The following is a 17,137-nucleotide window of genomic DNA, read 5'->3' as shown; positions in this document are numbered from 1 at the left end:
ATCGGCCTTTTGCGCGTCACCTCACCGCTGGAGCTGTTAAGTAAGTGCCATTCGGGTCTGGAGTCTTTATGCGAATGTGCCGCGGTAGGCGGAGTGATACGTGGATGCGATGTTGCCTTGCTATCTTACCTTCCCTGAGACAGGTGCATGACAGCGGTTTCTGCGTGTTTTGTGGCCACGTCTGCATGGCCCGCTTTCCCATGCTCAATGGCTGCTTTCAGATGTGCGATCCCTTCGTCCACATGCGGGCGATCCATGCCACCATTCAAAGCATGTTGCAGCGCAGCTTCCGCCTGTGCCACGAGTTCCGCTATGTGACCCTGCTTGCTATGGTCCACCACTTCTGTCGCGTGATCGAGGGCGTCCGTGCGGTTCTGCGCTTCTTGACGCAGAACGTCACGCCGCGCCCCGCCTCCTCCTCCGAATACCGATTGCATCGGCAGCACGGTGGTGGCGACTACGGCTAGGACTCCGGCCAGCGTAACAGCTCGTTGCGTCGTAGATCGTTTCATCGGCATGCTCCCTTTCCCAAGAGAAGTGAAAAGACCTGCATGGACCACTAGAAAGCACCGTTCGCCTTTCGGGAGTATATATTTTACCATCCCCCTCCTTCTAGTTTATAGAGTTTCTGTAGGTTCACCCACTCGGAAGTGAGGCATACCATTCTTGACAGCTTGCGAAAACGCTGTGTAGAGTTTGATTTGTTCTACAGTCTTTTTAGGCCGTGCATTCTAACCATGTCGGGGGAAACAATATGATCAGTAGATACTACCGTGCCATCCTCATCGTAGTTGCGCTTGGAGCGTTCGTGAGTGTGCCCATGGTGAATGCCTATCCGACCGCAGCGGGTAACGTGAGCCACGCCATCGATCACGCGAAGCAAGCAGTGGCCCATGGTAAAGCGGGGCATGTTGAGGAGCTTGTGAAGCATGCGGAGACGGCGCTTGATTTTGCGGAGATGGGTGGCAAGGGCATAGAGGTGAGAGAAGGGATTCATCACCTTAAAGAAGCCATCGCACATAGTAAAGCTGGTCACGCTGACGTGGGAGTCGAACACCTTGAGGCCGCCCTCAAGCATTTGTCCGAGATCAATTGATGGACATGATCCCGAGTGCATGCGACTAAGTATGGGGGTTGCGTCTTATTCTGTGTATGCCAGCCGAGCAGTGGCCATCTGTACGTAATCAATGAGTTCAGATCTTGTTTCTTGTATCGCTTGTGACCTAGACAATACCCATGGCTCAACCACTCTACATCGAATTTCCTGGGGCGCTCTATCACGTGGCCGCCCAAGGAATAGGCAACAAGACATCTTCTGAAGGGGGCTGGCTGTTGAAGACCTCCCCTATTACATCCTAAACCGCCCTCCTAGACAGAAGTTCCCGACTCGTTTCATTCCGCTCAAAGTGCTATTGCCGGTTGACTCTTCTACGCGGGATAATGCGTCCCTGAACGAACAACGCGCCGTGGATCAATCAGAGATCAAGAACACGTACCCTCTCCTCTCCCCTAATTTCGTGCTGAGAGGGAAATGATATGTCCCATTGATGGGAAGGTGGAGCGTCGATCAGTCATGAATCTAAAGGGAGAGGAACAGCGGACTGAACCCCGAGTTGCAGTGCAATTTCAGGCTATGGCGTCCGGCTCTGTGGAGTCGGAAGGGACAGGCATGGTTCTCAATCTCTCACGAAATGGGTGCCGGCTGGAAAGCCAACTCCTCATGTTGCCTGGCCTCTCCTTAGAACTGCGTATCGCAGTTCCCGGCCTGGAGTGGGCGCTGATGATTGATGGGGCCGATGTGCAGTGGGCGGACGAGGACCGTGCCGGGCTGGCGTTTGTTCGCATCAGAGAGACGGAACGGCAGCGACTCAACCACGTGATGACAACTCTCTTCGCAAGAAAGTCTGAGGACAGCGACAAAGAACAGGTCGACCTGGCACCGGTTGAGTTCCAAGGCTTGGAAGCGGTGCTGGCAAAAGATCCTGAACTCGCCATGAGCAAGGGACTGGCGTGGTTCGCTCAAGACCGAGCGGAATTCCGCTTTCGAGGAGGGAGCCTGCTCAACAGAGCGTTTCCCACATGCACTCCCGAGTTTGCAGCAGCGCTTGGCAAGTTGGTCAAAGCTGGCGGCGACAGGGAGGCAGATTTCTCTCTGGCGATTCTCCAGAACTATCTCGGTTCGACATCCATCGACGGTGTCTTGAAAGAGATTGTGTCGCGTTTTTCCCATGACGATCACAAAATAGGAGCAGTCCGGACCCTCATCAATAGCCCCAGCATGGCCTCAGTCTCCGGTGAATTCAGGCTGGCGGAAGCATGGCGGGTCAAGAAAGAGGCGCTGACGCCCTGGCTGACAGACGAACGACAGGCGGTCAGAACGTTCGCTGAGGAGCACATGGCAGAGCTTGACCGAATGATTGTGGCAGAACGACGCCGTGTGGAAGTCGAAAGAGAACTGCGAGAGAGGAGCCGACATGAGGACGAGTCAGGCCACGATGATGGTTACAGGGCAAAACCCTTCTGATAGCGAGGGAAAACAAAGTGGTCGAAATAAGGGGTCGGGAGTCTTTCTATTGACAGGATCGTATTGTTTTTTTAGTAGGAGACTCGCATGCCGCGCCGTCCACGCCGCGCTGCTGGAGACCTCGCCTATCATGTCCTGAACTGCCGAGTCGGGCGACTCCCCTTGTTTGACAGGAGAAACACAGGGGCATTCTAAATTTCGAGAAGTGAGCCAGCCCACGAAATCACTTCGCGGTGCATATCAGGCCGGCAAGGTTCGTCGTTCATTGCGCTCCCAAACAATTCATCGCTCCACGTTCAACGCTCATCATTCGCGATCGTCCTCCCCTCACACATGCGATGGACTAGGCCGACGATACAACGTAGAATGGTCTCGGTTCCTCTCCGAATCCCGTCACATGACGTCGTCATCAATCTATGGGCCTCACCTCGCTAGCGGGGATAGGGTAGTATCCCAGGGAGCATACATGCAAAAGACCCGCATCATCTGCACGATCGGCCCGGCCACAGAATCCTACGAGATGTTGCAGAAGCTGTACGAGGCCGGCATGAATATCGTGCGGCTGAACATGTCCCACGGCGACCACGACTCCCACGCCAAGGTCATCCAGCACATCAAGACACTCAACAGGAAGGTGAAGTTTCCCATCGCCATCCTCCTGGATACTCAAGGCCCTGAGATCCGCACCGGGAACCTCTCCAACGAGCTCGATCTGCGGCAGGGCGCCATTGTGTCCATCACCACGCGCGGATCGATGGACGTGGAAGAGAGCTCCATCCATATCGACTATGCGGATTTGCTTGAGGCGGTCAACGTCGGGGATAAAATCACCGTGGACAACGGGCTGATCAATTTCGAGGTGCTGGAGAAGCAGGAGCGCCACATGCGATGCCGTGTTCTGGACGGCGGCCTCTTGAAGAGTAAGCGCCACGTGAATCTCCCGGGGATCCGGGTCAATCTGCCGGCAATCACGCACAAGGACACCAAGGATATCCTGTTCGGCCTGGAACGGGATGTGGACTTCATCGCCCTGTCTTTCGTGCGCGAGGCCAGAGATATCCAGCAACTCAAGGCCCTCATGGGCGAAAAGGTCGGGAAGGTGAAGATCATCGCGAAGATCGAGGACCAGGAAGGGGTCCGGAACCTCGAGGAGATCATCAAAGAATCCGACAGCATTATGGTCGCGCGTGGAGATCTGGGGGTGGAGATCAACGTGGAAGATCTGCCGAATGTCCAGCGCACGATCGTACACATGTGCGCCGAGTACGGAAAACGCGTGATCGTGGCGACCCATCTGCTCGAATCCATGATCCATAATCCGCACCCCACCCGCGCCGAAGTCACGGACGTCGCCAATGCGGTCTATGAAGAAGTCGACGCCGTCATGCTGTCCGGGGAAACCACGGTTGGGAAGTATCCCGTGAAGTGTGTCGAATTCCTGCGCAAGATTGCACTCAAATCCGAAACGATACCCGGATTGCAGTTTGCGAAACACTTGCGCAACGCGGGAAATAAGCAGCAACTGGCAGTGGCCGCCGTTCAGCTCGCCGAGGGGGTCAAAGCCAAGGGAATCGTCGTGATCACTAGACGGGGAATCATGGCTGATCTCGTCTCAAACTGCCGTCCTTTCTCTACCAACATCTACGCGTTTACCAACATGAGCCAACCGCGACGGACCATGATGCTCAACCGTGGTGTCTTTCCGTTCAAGATCGATTTCAGTTCGGACCCTGAAAAGACTCTGCAAACGGCGTTCCGGATCCTCAAGGACCGTGAACAGTTTCAGGTCGGGGACAAGGTCGTGATTATCTCGGACGTCCTGGCTGAGCAACGGGTCGACTCGATTCAGATTCGTGATATCCCCTCCGACGACATCGCGTCCGAAGCATCCCATGAGCCACAATGAGCTAACCCCCACTTTCGAGGACATTCGCAAAGGGGATACAAGAGCGCCTTGCGGTTGAACATGAAACGGTAACAGGACTCATATCTCTACTGAACTAAAAGGGGTCGGGAGTCTTTACTTGGCGGCCTAGACTAAGGCAGGTCTAGCCCTCCGACAGCCCCAGCAAACGCCGCACCCTTCGGCCATAATTCTTGGCGGTTGAACCGCTCTGCGGAACCATGCTCGACGGAAATTAGGCCGCTGGGCGCATACGATTGGCAAATGCGAGCGGCACTGCCTTTCTGTCTGACGCAGCAACGGTCAGCAATGGCCGTGCAGTATAGCTGGTCTGCTGCGCGACCCAGACCGCTGGAATTTGTTGAATGGCGATGTTGTAGAGGTTGACGGACTCATTGTAGAACTCACGACGATCGGCAATGGTGCTTTCCAGGACGGAGATGCGTTGCTGAACAGCCAGAAACTCTTGATTGGCCTTGAGATCCGGATACTGTTCCGCGACCGCGAAGAGCTGCCCTAACGCGCCGGCGACTTGATTTTCTGCCTTCGCCTTATCATCGATATCGCGGCTTGCGCCATAGGCATTACGGGCTCTGATGACGGCTTCAAGCGTCTCCCGTTCGTGCACCATGTAACTGTTGCACACCTCAACGAGTTTGGGCAGTTCGTCATGTTGCTGTTTTAAAATGACGTCGATATTCGACCAGGCCTTGTCGATATTGTTCGACAGCCGAACCAGCAGGTTATAGACACCGACTACATAGGCAATCAGCAAAACCAGCCCGATGCCCAACAGCGATCCCACGACTAATGTGCCGTTCATGGATATGCTCCTTTGCCAAGGTCACGAGGGGTCAAGGGTTCTCACGTATCGATTGAGGAACAATGCCGCGCAGGCCGCCACACACACCAGCCCACCCAGGAAACCGGCCCACATCTGCCAGGTCAATCGGGACAGTAAGTCCTTTTCACTGCGATCGGAAATGATAAAGGCATGGTCACGGCTGTTGCCGATAAAGAGTCGGGACTCGTTGGCGATGTGGTGGCTCATCCCGTGAGGCGCAAGGGCGGTCCCTAGGACATAGATGGATTCGTCCTGCCTGATAAGGGCTTCCCGACACCGCAAGGTCTTGCTGCCCATCCATCCATGAGTGGCAATCCTTAATCGCCGTAAGCCGGCGAGAGCGAGGGGAGGCAATTCTCCCAGCCAATTGGCTTTGGAAATCCGCTCGTCCGGCAAGATTAATGTGGCGCCAGCAGGAACCACGAGCACCCGTCCGGTTGCATCACGTACGAAAAACGGTCGTTCCGATGTGCCACTCGCAATCGTTTTCCAACGGGTGCTTTTCCCTGAACGGACCCGCTCTTCGACCACGTAGGAGTAAAATACGCAGGGCAGTTCATTAAACGGCGAGGTCAGAAGCTCACCCTCGGCCTCTGCCCGTCCACTGATTTCAACCAAGCCAAGGGCTAGCGAACGGATGGGCGACGTCGGGATGCTTTCGATAAGGCGCTTGCGCTGCTGAACCGTCCAGCCATACCAGAACAGCCCGAGGCCTCCAACCACGCCCCCTATGAAGTAGAACAACATGGTATCCGGTGGTCGGATCCAGCGAGTGGTGTGGAGGGATTTCTGGACTCCCGCGATAAAGATGAGCCCCGCTATGGCCAGCGCTAATCCGAAAAAAAGTCCCCAAAACCACATATTCTCTATGGCTGTTCTTCCGCACGTGAGCTGATCATGAGAGCTGGGCTGGAGAGTGTTCATCCGAGCGACAGCGAGGGCATAGAGCTCTTGCTCATCGATCCGGATCGTCACTGCGGCTCCCTTGTACGTCTCGTTGAGATAAGTCAGGCATCCACAAGAAAGCCACCATCCCTGACAGACGTTGCAACTTGCGATCGTGGTCCCGGCTATCGCCTCAGATTCCATCTGAATGGCGCATCGAGGGCATTTCGTCTGCGTGCGGACCGCCACACCTCCACTACTACCCACTGCTTGCTTGAGAGACAGGTAATCTTCCACGAAGCAATTGACTTCTCCGGCATCGAGCCACAACCCATGGCCTGAGGGGCAGACATCAAGATCGGGACCTTGGGCCGTTGGGAGCCTGATAAGGTCGTTGTCGCAATCGAGACATTTCATAGGAAAGAGGTCTTACAACTGTAGCAAGATTCGAGGGTCTGTCAATTTGAACGGCTTGTAACTACTCAACAAATCAGGATAAAGCACATGGGAGAGGCTGCTGTTCTCATGGCGTCGTGGGCTGCTCTCGCATCAACAGCATCAGCAGAGACTACTTCTTTAGCCTCAGTTACCTGTGTAAACTGGGCTGATCGGCCATTCCATGCTCGGCGGACAAACTACGAGCGTGATTTAGCTCCCCTCGACCGTTCTTTCCTTCACTGCGCGAGAGCGGCCCACATCAGAAACCCTTGCATTCGAGCATTTCTGAGAGATACGTTACCTGGAGAATCACGCGAAACCATGACAGGAGAATACGTCGATGAAAACAAAGATATTGATGACCACCTTGCTCTGTTGCGCCATGATCGTTGCGGCAAGTCAGGCTGAGGAAATTGGGAGCGTCGACACGGAATTCAAATGGTTGGGACCCGATCACAAAATTGTGGTGGAAGCATTTGACGACCCTAAAATTGAAGGCATCACGTGTTATCTGAGTCGATCCAAAAAAGGTGGCCTGAAAGGCATGGTCGGATTGGCAGAGGAAACCTCTGATGCCTCACTGGCCTGTCGTCAAGTCGGTCCTATTCGCGTTGTGAGTGAGCCGAAAGAAGGGGAACGGGTGTTCAGTGAGAGTCGGTCCCTGATTTTTAAGAGCCTCCAGGTTGTCCGGTTTTTTGACAAAAAGCGCCAGACCTACATTTATCTTGCCTATAGCGATCGAGTGATTGAGGGATCGCCACAAAATGCCATCTCTACCGTACCGATCCAATCCTGGCCAGGCCGATAAAGGCCAGAAGACATTTTAGCTACACATGCTTCAGAGTCAAGTACGGGGGGCCGTGGTGAGCTGCCTGGGCTTGGTGAATCCAAATAACCGAGCTTCTCTTACCATCTTCACTCACCTGCCCCACCCTTCTTGTTTGTTATACTCCGAGACTGTGGGACGACGATATCGCATCGGCTTAGCCATCACACTCGCGTGCCTCCCCTCCATCCTGCTCATTCTGGAAGGATGCTCCTCTACACCACCTCCCTCCGGCGTCCACTTTCCCATCACCAACGGCTCCCATACACTGTTGCCAAGTGCGCAGCAGCGCATCCTGATCTGGGGAGACCCGCTCCTGGCCCATGTAGCTCACGAATGGCTCCGGTCTCATCACTATTCCAACATCTTCATGCCCTCTCAGATTCCCTATCCTCCATCGGATCGCCAGGTGGCGCTTGTGGCCGCGGCAGAGGTGAATGCCGCATTTGTGCTCATCCTGGAGCGGGAAGAACGAAAGGACGGGGCATTGATCCAAGCGAGCTGTGGCGCATTCTTCAACATTACCGTCGATGTTCAGGGCCTTTCAGTAGAACGAGGAGCAAGAGTCCTACGAGGCGGTGCTCATTACCCGCACTGCATCGAACGTAACGAGCAGACCATTCGGCACCTGACTTGCCAAGCCCTCGCTACCGCCTGGGGCTTCCGCTCAGCCGGCCAGCTTGAGATCCCCTCACGCCTGGCATGTACTGCTGGCCAGAACACCCTCGCGCCAGACCGCTAGATCCACCCATGGGATGATTAAAAAGGGTCGGGACTCTTTTCTTATTGCCGCTAGCTTGCTTCATAACAACTCTTTAATAAAGACTCCCGACCCTCTTCTTACGTGTACAAGGTGACAAAAGATTGACAAGTTGATCTCTTGAGCACCGTCAATGTTTTGGAAATAGTCTATCCTGGTCAACTACGTAAGTACTAAAGCGTTGAAATACTTAAGTATGTTGAACTGGTGTGGTTTTTGCTTAGATTTGCCACCAGCTGTGAACGTAGCCACCTTGGGAGGGATCCATGGAATGTCCGAAGTGCAAAGGGATGATGATGTTGGAGCGGTTTTCGGATTTCTTTCTCGTGTTCTATGCATGGAAATGCATGAACTGTGGTGCGATTATTGACCGCACCATTTCCAACAACCGCCGCAAAAGCCTGGCGGCCCGAGAATCTCAGACCGCTGTCGTGCGCTAATCGTATAGAAACCGGGTCGGGAGTCTTAACTTGACAGCCTCGTCATGGGTCCGTTAGAAGATTCCCTATGCCACGTCGTCCCCGACTCGTTGCCGGCGCCCTCGCCTACCATGTCCTGAATCGTCGAGTGGGACGCCTCCCCCTGTTCGAGGAACCTGCCGACTATGCCGCATTTGAACAGGTTCTGGCCGAAGCCCAGGCCAATTCTCGCATTCGCATTGCCGCCTATTGCCTGATGCCGACTCACTGGCATCTCCTGCTCTGGCCTCGGCAGGACGGAGAACTCTCCGAAGTGCTCCGCTGGATTACCGTCACCCACACCCAACGCTGGCATTCACACCATGACACTGCCGGCACTGGCCCTGTCTATCAAGGCCGCTTCAGATCGTTTCCAGTCCAAACCGATGCGCATTTCTTGACGGTTGCCCGCTACGTGGAGCGTAATGCGCTGCGAGCCAAGTTGGTCAGGCAGGCTGAGAACTGGCGCTGGTCCAGTTTGTGGAGGCGAGCCCAAGGCGACCCCAAACTCACGACCTGGCTGAGTGACTGGCCGGTGGACCTACCACGCAATTGGGTGGCACGGGTGAATCGTCCTGAAACCGGCGAGGAATTGGACGCGCTCCGGTTGAGCGTGCAGCGTGGTCGCCCCTTCGGTGAAGAAGGCTGGGTGCAACGGATGGCCAAACGATTTGGCATGGAATCAACCTTGCGCCCTCGGGGACGCCCGAAAGGCTCTTGAACACTGACGCCGCTGCAGTTCATCCTCGACATTTGACTGTACCATGCCCCCATGGCGGAAACCTCGATCCTATTCCAGCGATGGTTGCCGATGCGCTATCCCATGATTCTTGGAATGGTCGTGCTGGGAGTGCTCCTCATTTTGTGGGGACGTCACCTCCACGCGCCGACCCATGTGAGTGATACGGCCTATGACTTGCTGCTGTCCACCCTGTTGTCGCACAGCGTACCCGAAGTGTCGGTCAACCAGGTCGAATCGGGTCAATATCGCCTACTCGATGCCCGTGCATACCGAGAATTTGAGGTGAGTCATATTGCAGGAGCAACGTGGGTGGGCTACGATGATTTTGACCTTGCCCGCCTGGTTGGAGTTGATACGCACGCACCAGTGGCAGTCTATTGTTCGGTGGGATACCGCAGTGAACGAATTGCAGAACAACTGCTCCAGCAAGGATACACCCATGTCGTCAATGTCTATGGCGGCATCTTCCAATGGGTTAACACAAGGCACCCTGTTGTGACTGAGGACGGTGCTGAAACAGACGCGATACACGCCTACTCCAAATCATGGGGCATCTGGCTCACACGAGGAAAACTCACCTACGAATAGCACGGCAAATGGGTCCCGATCAGCTGGCTGGGGTTTGAAGAACAGGGATCAGGAGTCGTTTCTGTTGAGCCATGACCCGGCAAGAGGACGATAACGGGACTATTCTGAATCTCTCGACGCGTAATGAGCAAATGCCTTCCTCGCCTCTCCCTCTCGGCTCCCTCATCGAATGAGGAAGGATGGATTGGATTCCACCTTTGCAGTACACTTGCCACAACCGACAAATATGGGTAAGGATCACAGAAAGGGTATGGATGTCATCAGGCAATCGGTCGTGACCTGCCCTCGCTGTGGTGCGAATGCACAAAGAGAGATGCCAACCGATGCCTGCATCGTCATCTTTGAATGCGACTCGTGCCGCGTTGTTCTTCGACCGAAGTCCGGCGACTGTTGTATATTTTGTTCCTTCGCCAACGTTCAATGCCCCCCTGTCCAACTTCAACAGGGGGGCAACGATGCTCCATGACCTACACGAAGCCTGGTCCGAAAAAGGGTGTGTCAGGAATCATGTCTCAGCTGCTAGTGTGGAACTCATGCATCTGGCTGCTTTGGCCTACTTGTCAGTAGTTCAAGCTGCGAATGAGACCTTGCTGAAAGAAGATTCCAGACCTTCATGGCTTAACGATTCTGTTGAAAGGTTGGTGATCAATGCGGCGTGTTTTCTGTGCACTACTCTTGGCTCTGACCTATGCAGCAAGCGCGAGTCCACAGCTCGTTGCGGCTGCAGCGTCTCTTGAGGAGGCAGAATTTGCATATGAGCGTGGCGAGTATACGCAGGCAGCTCGCCTCTTCAGTCCCTTGGCGGAGCAAGGCGTGGCATCAGCTCAGTTCTATCTGGGCTTGATGCATGAAAAAGGACGGGGCGTCCGACAGGACAACCTAACGGCACTGACGTGGTTTCGTAAGGCGGCGGCGCAGGGCTACGCTGGTCCGCAGAGCCATCTCGGCCTGATGTACGAGAGGGGACGGGGTGTCCGGAAAGACGTGGTGCGCGCGCTCATGTGGTACCACATCGCTGACACCCTGTTACATGGCGATGAGGGAAAGGCAGCCGTGAAGCGTCGCGACTATCTGAGCTCACGCATGACCGCCGAGCAGATCGAGCAGGCGCAGGAGATGGCGCGGCGTTGTCAGCAGTCCCAATTTAAGCAATGCGACTAGATCAGGATCCTTCCACCAGAAAAAAGGACAACCAAGCGGAGTGACTTCAAGCGGCCTGGCTCTGTCCTCTCTTCCCCACCACTCCCTCATCGCTCCGGAGTACCGGATAAACCGCCAATGTTAATCGAGGCAATATCGTGTACGCGGTACCCATGCGTCCCGAGAATTTGAAGTAAATCATATTGCCGCAGCCACCTGGGTCGGCTACGACGATGTTGATCTAGCCCAGCTGGCTGGAATTGCTACACACGCAACAGTGGCGATCTATTGCTCAGTAGGGTACCGCAGTGCACGTATTGCCGTACGACTGCTCCGACAAGAATACACCCATGTCGCCAATATCCATGGCGGCATCTTTCAATGAGTCAACACCAGGCATCCTGTCATGACCGTGGAGAGACCGAACCGGAATAGATCCATGTCTACTTGACGTTCCAGGGCATCTGACTCAAGCGCCAAACACCGATCCACGTTGACGAAATGCACTCACAGCATTCCTCCCCTACCTATGTAGGATATCTCATGGCGCAGTAACCTAGATAGAATCTGCAGCCTCGCTCTAGACCGAAGAAAACCGATCACACTTTCCACATGTTAACAACAAGCTCTTTTCCGATATATCGCTACAGGCTTATTACTTTGACTCCGATGACATCAATTCGGTCAAGGAAACGGGGCAGCGAGATTTCCGCAAGAAATGTGTCAGAGATGCCTGGTGCTACCAGCAGGGTGGTCGTCAAGTTGAAAGACTTGAGCCATACCTATCCCGATGATCTTGATATCCTGCTGGTGGGTCCGGGAGGACAAAAAGTCCTGCTCATGTCTGATGCCGGCGGCATCTCTCCAAACAACACATGGCAATTATTCCTGAGAGACGACTACGCCCAAGATCGGGGTTCCATTGCGAACGGATGGGAATTGACCATCACCACGACGAACTGAGCGACCAGACCCGGCGACGGTGGCCTTCCACCGTCGCCGCACCAAGAAAGACTTCGCTTGGACCACGAGCTGTCTGTCCTGCTGGCCTGTGCGTGTCTGCTCTCATGAATTCGTTCGGCATGTACGTCCGTGCACCAAGGAGGACTCATCATGCGTATACTGACCTGCACCGCACTCGTCCTCACAGCAGGTCTTGCTACACTGCCCGCCTTCTCGGCCCTTGCCGAAGACAATCGCAGCGACTCCGCAACATCTCTCAAAGGCACATTTTGGTTCAGCACGGTCAAGACCTGTACTGATAGCGCAACAGGCTCCACGGCTCACTTCTACTTCGATGGAACCATTGTCTACGATGGTCACGGCTCTGCCCAGCTCACCCAAGAGGGTACACTTATTCTTCCTGGCCCGACCTCCACGTCATTTAAAGAGACTGCTGACCTCACCTATACCGTGAAGCCGCATGGAGGGTTTAGCCAAGAGGGCACGTTCCACGCAGTGGATAAATCCTATACCCTGACGGGTGTTAAAATAAATGGGCACATCGATTCTCACGGTTCCGTCTTAATCTTCAGCGCCGCCATCCCTCCAGAGAAAGAAACGGTCACCATACCAGGAAGAGGTTCGTCTGAATATCTCTGTGGTGCCTCTGGAACGGCAGTCCGGATACGCTAGTCATCGAATGGATTTGGCGCGCGACGAGCAAGCGCGCGGATAGTGTGAAGCAGGTAAGAATGTGGATTGAGTGAAGTTCAAGGGCAATGGCGAGCCATCTCGCGGTGTCTGCCAAGCCTTGAACTCGTCGAGTGGTGAAGCATCGAATCAGGAAGCGTTTCATGGCAAAGTGGCGGGGTCTGGTAGACTTACTGTAGAATATCTCTGAGCTGAGTCATCCTTCTCTCGGAGGCATCGTATGATGCAGAAGAGCCAAGAGCAGAGCTACCGGGCACGGGCGCTGAAATTATTCCCCTGGGTCTGTGCCCATTGTGGACGAGAGTTTGATGGGAAGAAGCTGAACCAACTCACAGTCCATCACAAGGACCACAACCATCACAACAATCCACCAGATGGCAGCAACTGGGAGTTGCTCTGCCTCTACTGTCACGACAATGAGCATCAGCGCGATCAGGTCGGTAGCGGACCGAATGAATCTCTGGCGAGCCGTGAGCCAGATCGACCCTTCACCCCTTTCGCCAATCTGCTCAAGCGCAACACCGCAGCCTGATCGAAGCCGGCCTGAAGTCAGGACCGACTGCACCAAAACAAGGGTGCGGGCCTGAGATGTGTGAAACGAACGCGTGCGCGTTCTTAGATGCTCTCCTGCCTCCCACTGGCCCTCGTGTTGATCATCGATTCGGCTCCGATCTTGCCCGCCGCGTCCGCGTAGCCCACTTGTGGAATTCAGCCGCAATCGGTACTCTGCATCCACTCAGGTCCAGTTCAGCTATGAACCAGCCGCATGCCATAACCCATCCTCGCGATCCCTTGCACGGGATCACCTTAGAAACCATTGTCACGACTTTGGTCGCACGACACGGATGGGCAACATTGGGTGCCCGCGTGCCCATCCGCTGTTTCCGCCATCATCCCACACTCCAGTCGAGCCTGACGTTCCTGCGTAAGACACCGTGGGCGCGCAAGCGAGTTGAACAGATGTTTGTGGCGGAACTCCCCTAGCGCCCACCCTGGAACGATGGCTTCCAACGCAACCATCTATAAAGCTCTGCTGCAGATCGCCGATATGGATCGCCAGCACTTCCAGGATCATGCGCTCACACTTGCGCGCCATCCATCTGAGACGGAAGAACGCATGATGGTACGAGTGCTCGCCTTCGCGCTCCATGCGGATGAAGCCTTGTCATTCGGCCGCGGGGTAGGCACCGAAGATGAGCCGGCACTGTGGCAACGTGATTTGACCGGGAGCATCAACTGCTGGATCGAGATCGGCCAGCCCGACGAGAAGACCCTGCGCCAGGCGTGCGGCCGCTCCAAACAAGTCATCGTCTATGCCTATGGAGCCCGCAGCGCCGAAGTCTGGTGGGCAAACCAAGGCCCGTCGCTCGACCGGCTGAAGAACCTTACGGTGACGCTGCTCCCCATGGAAAACGTTCATGCCCTGGCTGCAATGACAAAACCTACCATGCAGTTAGAATGGACAATCCAGGACGGGCATATCTGGATTGCAGATGGGACGCAGACTCTCCACCTTGAATTACAGCGATTGAAGAGCTGACACCACGAGCGACTCCGTGCTGGAGCCAAACCAGAGACGAGCATCTGTCCCATTGCTCCGGCGTGCGAAGAACATCGCAAGTCTGTAGGCCCGCGAACTCGCTTGACGGACCAGTTGTCTACCGCGTAGCATAGACCTACGACGTTTCAGCAGGCCGATTGTCTTATCCCTCGCGTATTCGGCCGATTCTCAACGGGATTGATCCCAGGGGTCTCCCCGTCGGACACTCCGTCCATCACCAGACGCCACCATTACACAAGAGGAGTCGCCGATGACTACCAACAGACCGATCACCGACCGTATCATGGCCATGCTCAAAGACTCGCCGGAGTGTGACTTTGACCGCTTCGTGACACAATGTCCCGATCTCACCTGGAACGATCTCTTTCAGGAAGTGGGTCGGTTGAGCCGGGCTGGGCAGGTGACTATTACGAGAGGGGTCGGCGTATTTATGGTAAAATTGGCACCGATGAAATAGCCGCGACTGACCGTGTCAAGCTCCAGGAGCGTTGCAATACCTACGAAATGACCGCCCCCCTGACGCATGGGGCACCTCCTCTGTGCGTACATACTGCACCCTGTCCCGTTTCGTTCCCCTCAATGCCGACAGTAGTCTTCGCCCAGACCGGCAGTGGTGCACTACAAGCTTCAATTCACAGTGTGTCATGACACAGCTACCTCTATAGGTTTTGACGCCTCTTCGCGAATCCGAAACCACACAACATACAGCGACGGCAGAAAAATCAGAGTAAGCATGGTTGCCACGGTCAGCCCCCCCCATAATCGCAGCAGCCATGGGGCCCCAGAAGACAGTCGAGGCAATGGGCATCATACCCAGAATAGCGGCCACCGCAGTTAGCATGATCGGGCGAACACGCAACAGTGTCGCTTCAACAACGGCCGACCAATCAGAGCGACCTGCTTCTTGCTCGACTTGAATTTGGTGCACAAGTATGACCGAGTTGCGCACGATCATGCCGACAAGCGCAATGACTCCCAGCAACGCGACAAACCCCATGGGCTTCTGCACGGCAAGCAGTGCCAGGACAACACCGATGACGCCGAGCGGCGCGACACTGAGAACAAGAACAAGACGGCTGATATTCTGCATTTGAACCATGAGTACCGTGATCATCAGCACAATTGTAATCGGAAAAACTGCGGCGACCGATACCTGCGATTTCATGCTCTCCTCAACGCTCCCACCCACGGCTATTTCATACCCCGAAGGAAGCTGTTGTCGAAGGAACGAGATCGCTGCATACATCTGTTCCATGACTGTCGCCGGCATGACGCCGTGTGTAACATCTGCTTGCACCGTAAGCGTCGGCAATCTGCCTCTGCGCCAGATCAGGGGGAAATCCTGCTCGTAATTGACGCTGGCAAGTTCTGACAGCGGCACTGTTTTCCCGTTGGGTAGCGGAATTTCCAGCACTCGCATTCGATCCAATGACATCCGTTCCGTTTCTTGGGCCCTGGCCACAACATTGATCAGGTAAATATCATCGCGAATTTGCGTGGCGGTTTCGCCGGACACCACAATGTTGATCGCCTGTGCAACATCCGATGAGGTGAGGCCTAAGAGCCTCGCCTCATCCTGGTGCACTTGAATTTTGAATTTCTGGATCGGTTCCATCCAGTTGAAATTGATGTTGTTCAAACCAGGATTAGCCGCCAACATACCCGCGACTTTGTCGGCGATGTCACGAACCTTGGCATTTCCTTCTCCGCTGACACGATACTGGATCGGCCACCCGACAGGAGGCCCCAATTCAAGTGGGTAAATGCGTTCGATGACTTCTGGAAATTTTTGCTGTAGCGCGTTTTCGAGATACGCCCGTACGCGTTCGCGCGCGTCAAGATCATTCGTGACGACCACTGTTTCGGTGAAAAACTCGTTGTCTAGTTGAACGTTGAGCGGCAAATAGAACCGAACGGCGCCCCGACCGACGTACGAGCTCCAATGGTCGATATCCTTGTGATCGCGAAGAATCTCGTCAAGTCTTTGTGAAACCTTGTCGGCCGCGTAAATCGACGCATCCTGCTTTAGACGCAAATCGACGATCAATTCGGGACGATCGGAAGAAAGGAAAAATTGGTTAGGAACCAACGGCAGCAAGGCCAGCGAAAGACACAATAGGCCACCTGTCACTGCAATTATTCCCTTTGGATGGCGCAGGCTATAGAGAAGAATGCGATGGAACACATGGTAGGAAACCGCTTGTTCCGCATGTTTATTTTCACGTTGTGTCGACAGAACCATCGTTCCAATTAAAGGCGAGAACAGTACTGCAATAAGCCACGAAGCCATCAGAGCGACTGCGACGACGACAAAGAGTAAAGAACCCCGCCCTTCCAGGCGGGGCTTTCTAGAAGAGGTCTAATTGGTCAACTCCTCGCTTCTTCGCCTCATAAAACCGAATGTACTTCCGGATGACCTCGGCGGTCACCTTATCCCCCACCGTCCGGACAAAATAGCCATCCTCCCAAAACTCCCCGCCCCACAACTGCTTCCGAACCTCCGGAAACTCTTCCCGAATCTCCTTGGCGCTGACCGCTTTCAGCCGCCCCACCACGGCACTGATCGAGTACCGCGGTGGAAAACTCAGAAACAGATGGACCTGATCCTTGTCGACCTCCAGTTCCTCCATCTCAAATCCATGATGCGCGGCAATCTCGCAAAACAACTCCCGCACTCGCTCCCGAATCGCCCCCTGCAACACCCATTTCCGATACTTGGGAGCCCAGACCACATGGTAGCGGGTGTCGTACACACAGTGGCTGCCTCGCCTGATGGCCATGCCACGACTCTACCGGATTCTTGCTGCCTTCGGCA

Annotated in this window: 20 protein-coding genes; 15 read left to right on the top strand and 5 right to left on the bottom strand. The window is 54.8% G+C overall.

The annotated features are described in order from the left end of the window. Positions 1-125 precede the first annotated feature (125 nt). Positions 126-602 carry a hypothetical protein gene (locus E8D52_11895; protein TKB67958.1) on the bottom strand — a complete coding sequence of 159 codons (477 nt, stop codon included), beginning with the start codon at positions 600-602 and terminating at the stop codon, positions 126-128. Positions 603-754: 152 nt separating this feature from the next. Between E8D52_11895 and E8D52_11890 the strand changes: the two genes are divergently transcribed. The 3 genes from E8D52_11890 (at position 755) to pyk (ending at position 4,430) form a co-directional block, all read left to right on the top strand. Further along, a complete protein-coding gene (locus tag E8D52_11890) occupies positions 755-1,096 on the top strand; it encodes a metal-binding protein SmbP (protein ID TKB67957.1) in 342 nt (113 codons plus the stop codon). Between the two features lie 435 nt (positions 1,097-1,531). After that, positions 1,532-2,524: a PilZ domain-containing protein gene (locus tag E8D52_11885; GenBank protein TKB67956.1), complete on the top strand. Its 993-nt coding sequence runs from the start codon at positions 1,532-1,534 to the stop codon at positions 2,522-2,524. 466 nt (positions 2,525-2,990) lie between these two features. Next, positions 2,991-4,430, top strand: coding sequence for a pyruvate kinase (gene pyk / locus E8D52_11880; GenBank protein TKB67955.1), 1,440 nt, complete (start codon positions 2,991-2,993; stop codon positions 4,428-4,430). A gap of 232 nt (positions 4,431-4,662) precedes the next feature. On the opposite strand, the gene E8D52_11875 is transcribed toward pyk, so the two are convergent. Beyond that, positions 4,663-5,250, bottom strand: coding sequence for a LemA family protein (locus E8D52_11875; protein ID TKB67954.1), 588 nt, complete (start codon positions 5,248-5,250; stop codon positions 4,663-4,665). 21 nt (positions 5,251-5,271) lie between these two features. After that, entirely contained in the window at positions 5,272-6,573 is a 1,302-nt protein-coding gene (locus E8D52_11870) for a hypothetical protein (GenBank protein ID TKB67953.1), read from the bottom strand. Positions 6,574-6,952: 379 nt separating this feature from the next. Between E8D52_11870 and E8D52_11865 the strand changes: the two genes are divergently transcribed. The 12 genes from E8D52_11865 (at position 6,953) to E8D52_11810 (ending at position 14,779) form a co-directional block, all read left to right on the top strand. Beyond that, positions 6,953-7,402: a hypothetical protein gene (locus E8D52_11865; GenBank protein ID TKB67974.1), complete on the top strand. Its 450-nt coding sequence runs from the start codon at positions 6,953-6,955 to the stop codon at positions 7,400-7,402. Positions 7,403-7,553: 151 nt separating this feature from the next. Beyond that, a complete protein-coding gene (locus tag E8D52_11860) occupies positions 7,554-8,162 on the top strand; it encodes a hypothetical protein (GenBank protein ID TKB67952.1) in 609 nt (202 codons plus the stop codon). 525 nt (positions 8,163-8,687) lie between these two features. Next, the gene (locus tag E8D52_11855) at positions 8,688-9,359 is read left to right on the top strand and encodes a hypothetical protein (GenBank protein TKB67951.1); all 672 of its coding nucleotides are present in this window, start codon (positions 8,688-8,690) and stop codon (positions 9,357-9,359) included. 51 nt (positions 9,360-9,410) lie between these two features. Continuing rightward, entirely contained in the window at positions 9,411-9,968 is a 558-nt protein-coding gene (locus tag E8D52_11850; protein TKB67950.1) for a rhodanese-like domain-containing protein, read from the top strand. A 250-nt stretch (positions 9,969-10,218) separates the two neighbouring features. After that, positions 10,219-10,434, top strand: a complete 216-nt coding sequence (locus E8D52_11845) for a hypothetical protein (GenBank protein ID TKB67973.1) — start codon at positions 10,219-10,221, stop codon at positions 10,432-10,434. Between the two features lie 182 nt (positions 10,435-10,616). Then, the gene (locus E8D52_11840; GenBank protein TKB67949.1) at positions 10,617-11,129 is read left to right on the top strand and encodes a sel1 repeat family protein; all 513 of its coding nucleotides are present in this window, start codon (positions 10,617-10,619) and stop codon (positions 11,127-11,129) included. A 708-nt stretch (positions 11,130-11,837) separates the two neighbouring features. Next, positions 11,838-12,071, top strand: a complete 234-nt coding sequence (locus tag E8D52_11835; protein TKB67948.1) for a hypothetical protein — start codon at positions 11,838-11,840, stop codon at positions 12,069-12,071. 150 nt (positions 12,072-12,221) lie between these two features. Beyond that, positions 12,222-12,743 (top strand): hypothetical protein, encoded by a 522-nt coding sequence (locus E8D52_11830; GenBank protein ID TKB67947.1) that lies wholly within the window; start codon positions 12,222-12,224, stop codon positions 12,741-12,743. A 238-nt stretch (positions 12,744-12,981) separates the two neighbouring features. After that, positions 12,982-13,293 carry an HNH nuclease family protein gene (locus tag E8D52_11825; protein TKB67946.1) on the top strand — a complete coding sequence of 104 codons (312 nt, stop codon included), beginning with the start codon at positions 12,982-12,984 and terminating at the stop codon, positions 13,291-13,293. A gap of 221 nt (positions 13,294-13,514) precedes the next feature. Next, positions 13,515-13,745, top strand: coding sequence for a DUF2132 domain-containing protein (locus E8D52_11820; GenBank protein ID TKB67945.1), 231 nt, complete (start codon positions 13,515-13,517; stop codon positions 13,743-13,745). Between the two features lie 16 nt (positions 13,746-13,761). Further along, the gene (locus tag E8D52_11815; protein TKB67944.1) at positions 13,762-14,301 is read left to right on the top strand and encodes a YaeQ family protein; all 540 of its coding nucleotides are present in this window, start codon (positions 13,762-13,764) and stop codon (positions 14,299-14,301) included. Positions 14,302-14,572: 271 nt separating this feature from the next. Next, positions 14,573-14,779 carry a hypothetical protein gene (locus E8D52_11810; GenBank protein TKB67943.1) on the top strand — a complete coding sequence of 69 codons (207 nt, stop codon included), beginning with the start codon at positions 14,573-14,575 and terminating at the stop codon, positions 14,777-14,779. 15 nt (positions 14,780-14,794) lie between these two features. Here the strand turns inward: E8D52_11810 and E8D52_11805 are convergent, their stop codons facing one another. Together E8D52_11805 and tnpA are read right to left on the bottom strand one after the other, a co-directional pair. Then, the gene (locus E8D52_11805) at positions 14,795-16,612 is read right to left on the bottom strand and encodes an efflux RND transporter permease subunit (protein TKB67942.1); all 1,818 of its coding nucleotides are present in this window, start codon (positions 16,610-16,612) and stop codon (positions 14,795-14,797) included. Between the two features lie 58 nt (positions 16,613-16,670). Further along, on the bottom strand, positions 16,671-17,102 hold the full coding sequence (tnpA, locus tag E8D52_11800; GenBank protein ID TKB67941.1) for an IS200/IS605 family transposase: 432 nt from the start codon (positions 17,100-17,102) through the stop codon (positions 16,671-16,673). Between the last annotated feature and the right edge of the window lie 35 nt (positions 17,103-17,137).

It is taken from the genome of Nitrospira sp., from assembly GCA_005116745.1.
In the GTDB taxonomy this organism is placed as follows: Bacteria; Nitrospirota; Nitrospiria; order Nitrospirales; family Nitrospiraceae; genus Nitrospira_D.
Note: the sequence above shows the minus strand (reverse complement) of the source record. Positions and strands in the feature narration are given on the sequence as shown.

Bases quoted from the DNA above. Each gene is read 5' to 3' on its own strand.
- E8D52_11895 (TKB67958.1), bottom strand. From the start codon at position 602: ATGGTAAAATATATACTCCCGAAAGGCGAACGGTGCTTTCTAGTGGTC.
- E8D52_11890 (TKB67957.1), top strand. From the start codon at position 755: ATGATCAGTAGATACTACCGTGCCATCCTCATCGTAGTTGCGCTTGGA.
- E8D52_11885 (TKB67956.1), top strand. From the start codon at position 1,532: ATGATATGTCCCATTGATGGGAAGGTGGAGCGTCGATCAGTCATGAAT.
- pyk (TKB67955.1), top strand. From the start codon at position 2,991: ATGCAAAAGACCCGCATCATCTGCACGATCGGCCCGGCCACAGAATCC.
- E8D52_11875 (TKB67954.1), bottom strand. From the start codon at position 5,250: ATGAACGGCACATTAGTCGTGGGATCGCTGTTGGGCATCGGGCTGGTT.
- E8D52_11870 (TKB67953.1), bottom strand. From the start codon at position 6,573: ATGAAATGTCTCGATTGCGACAACGACCTTATCAGGCTCCCAACGGCC.
- E8D52_11865 (TKB67974.1), top strand. From the start codon at position 6,953: ATGACCACCTTGCTCTGTTGCGCCATGATCGTTGCGGCAAGTCAGGCT.
- E8D52_11855 (TKB67951.1), top strand. From the start codon at position 8,688: ATGCCACGTCGTCCCCGACTCGTTGCCGGCGCCCTCGCCTACCATGTC.
- E8D52_11850 (TKB67950.1), top strand. From the start codon at position 9,411: ATGGCGGAAACCTCGATCCTATTCCAGCGATGGTTGCCGATGCGCTAT.
- E8D52_11845 (TKB67973.1), top strand. From the start codon at position 10,219: ATGGATGTCATCAGGCAATCGGTCGTGACCTGCCCTCGCTGTGGTGCG.
- E8D52_11840 (TKB67949.1), top strand. From the start codon at position 10,617: ATGCGGCGTGTTTTCTGTGCACTACTCTTGGCTCTGACCTATGCAGCA.
- E8D52_11835 (TKB67948.1), top strand. From the start codon at position 11,838: ATGCCTGGTGCTACCAGCAGGGTGGTCGTCAAGTTGAAAGACTTGAGC.
- E8D52_11830 (TKB67947.1), top strand. From the start codon at position 12,222: ATGCGTATACTGACCTGCACCGCACTCGTCCTCACAGCAGGTCTTGCT.
- E8D52_11825 (TKB67946.1), top strand. From the start codon at position 12,982: ATGATGCAGAAGAGCCAAGAGCAGAGCTACCGGGCACGGGCGCTGAAA.
- E8D52_11820 (TKB67945.1), top strand. From the start codon at position 13,515: ATGAACCAGCCGCATGCCATAACCCATCCTCGCGATCCCTTGCACGGG.
- E8D52_11815 (TKB67944.1), top strand. From the start codon at position 13,762: ATGGCTTCCAACGCAACCATCTATAAAGCTCTGCTGCAGATCGCCGAT.
- E8D52_11810 (TKB67943.1), top strand. From the start codon at position 14,573: ATGACTACCAACAGACCGATCACCGACCGTATCATGGCCATGCTCAAA.
- E8D52_11805 (TKB67942.1), bottom strand. From the start codon at position 16,612: ATGGCTTCGTGGCTTATTGCAGTACTGTTCTCGCCTTTAATTGGAACG.
- tnpA (TKB67941.1), bottom strand. From the start codon at position 17,102: ATGGCCATCAGGCGAGGCAGCCACTGTGTGTACGACACCCGCTACCAT.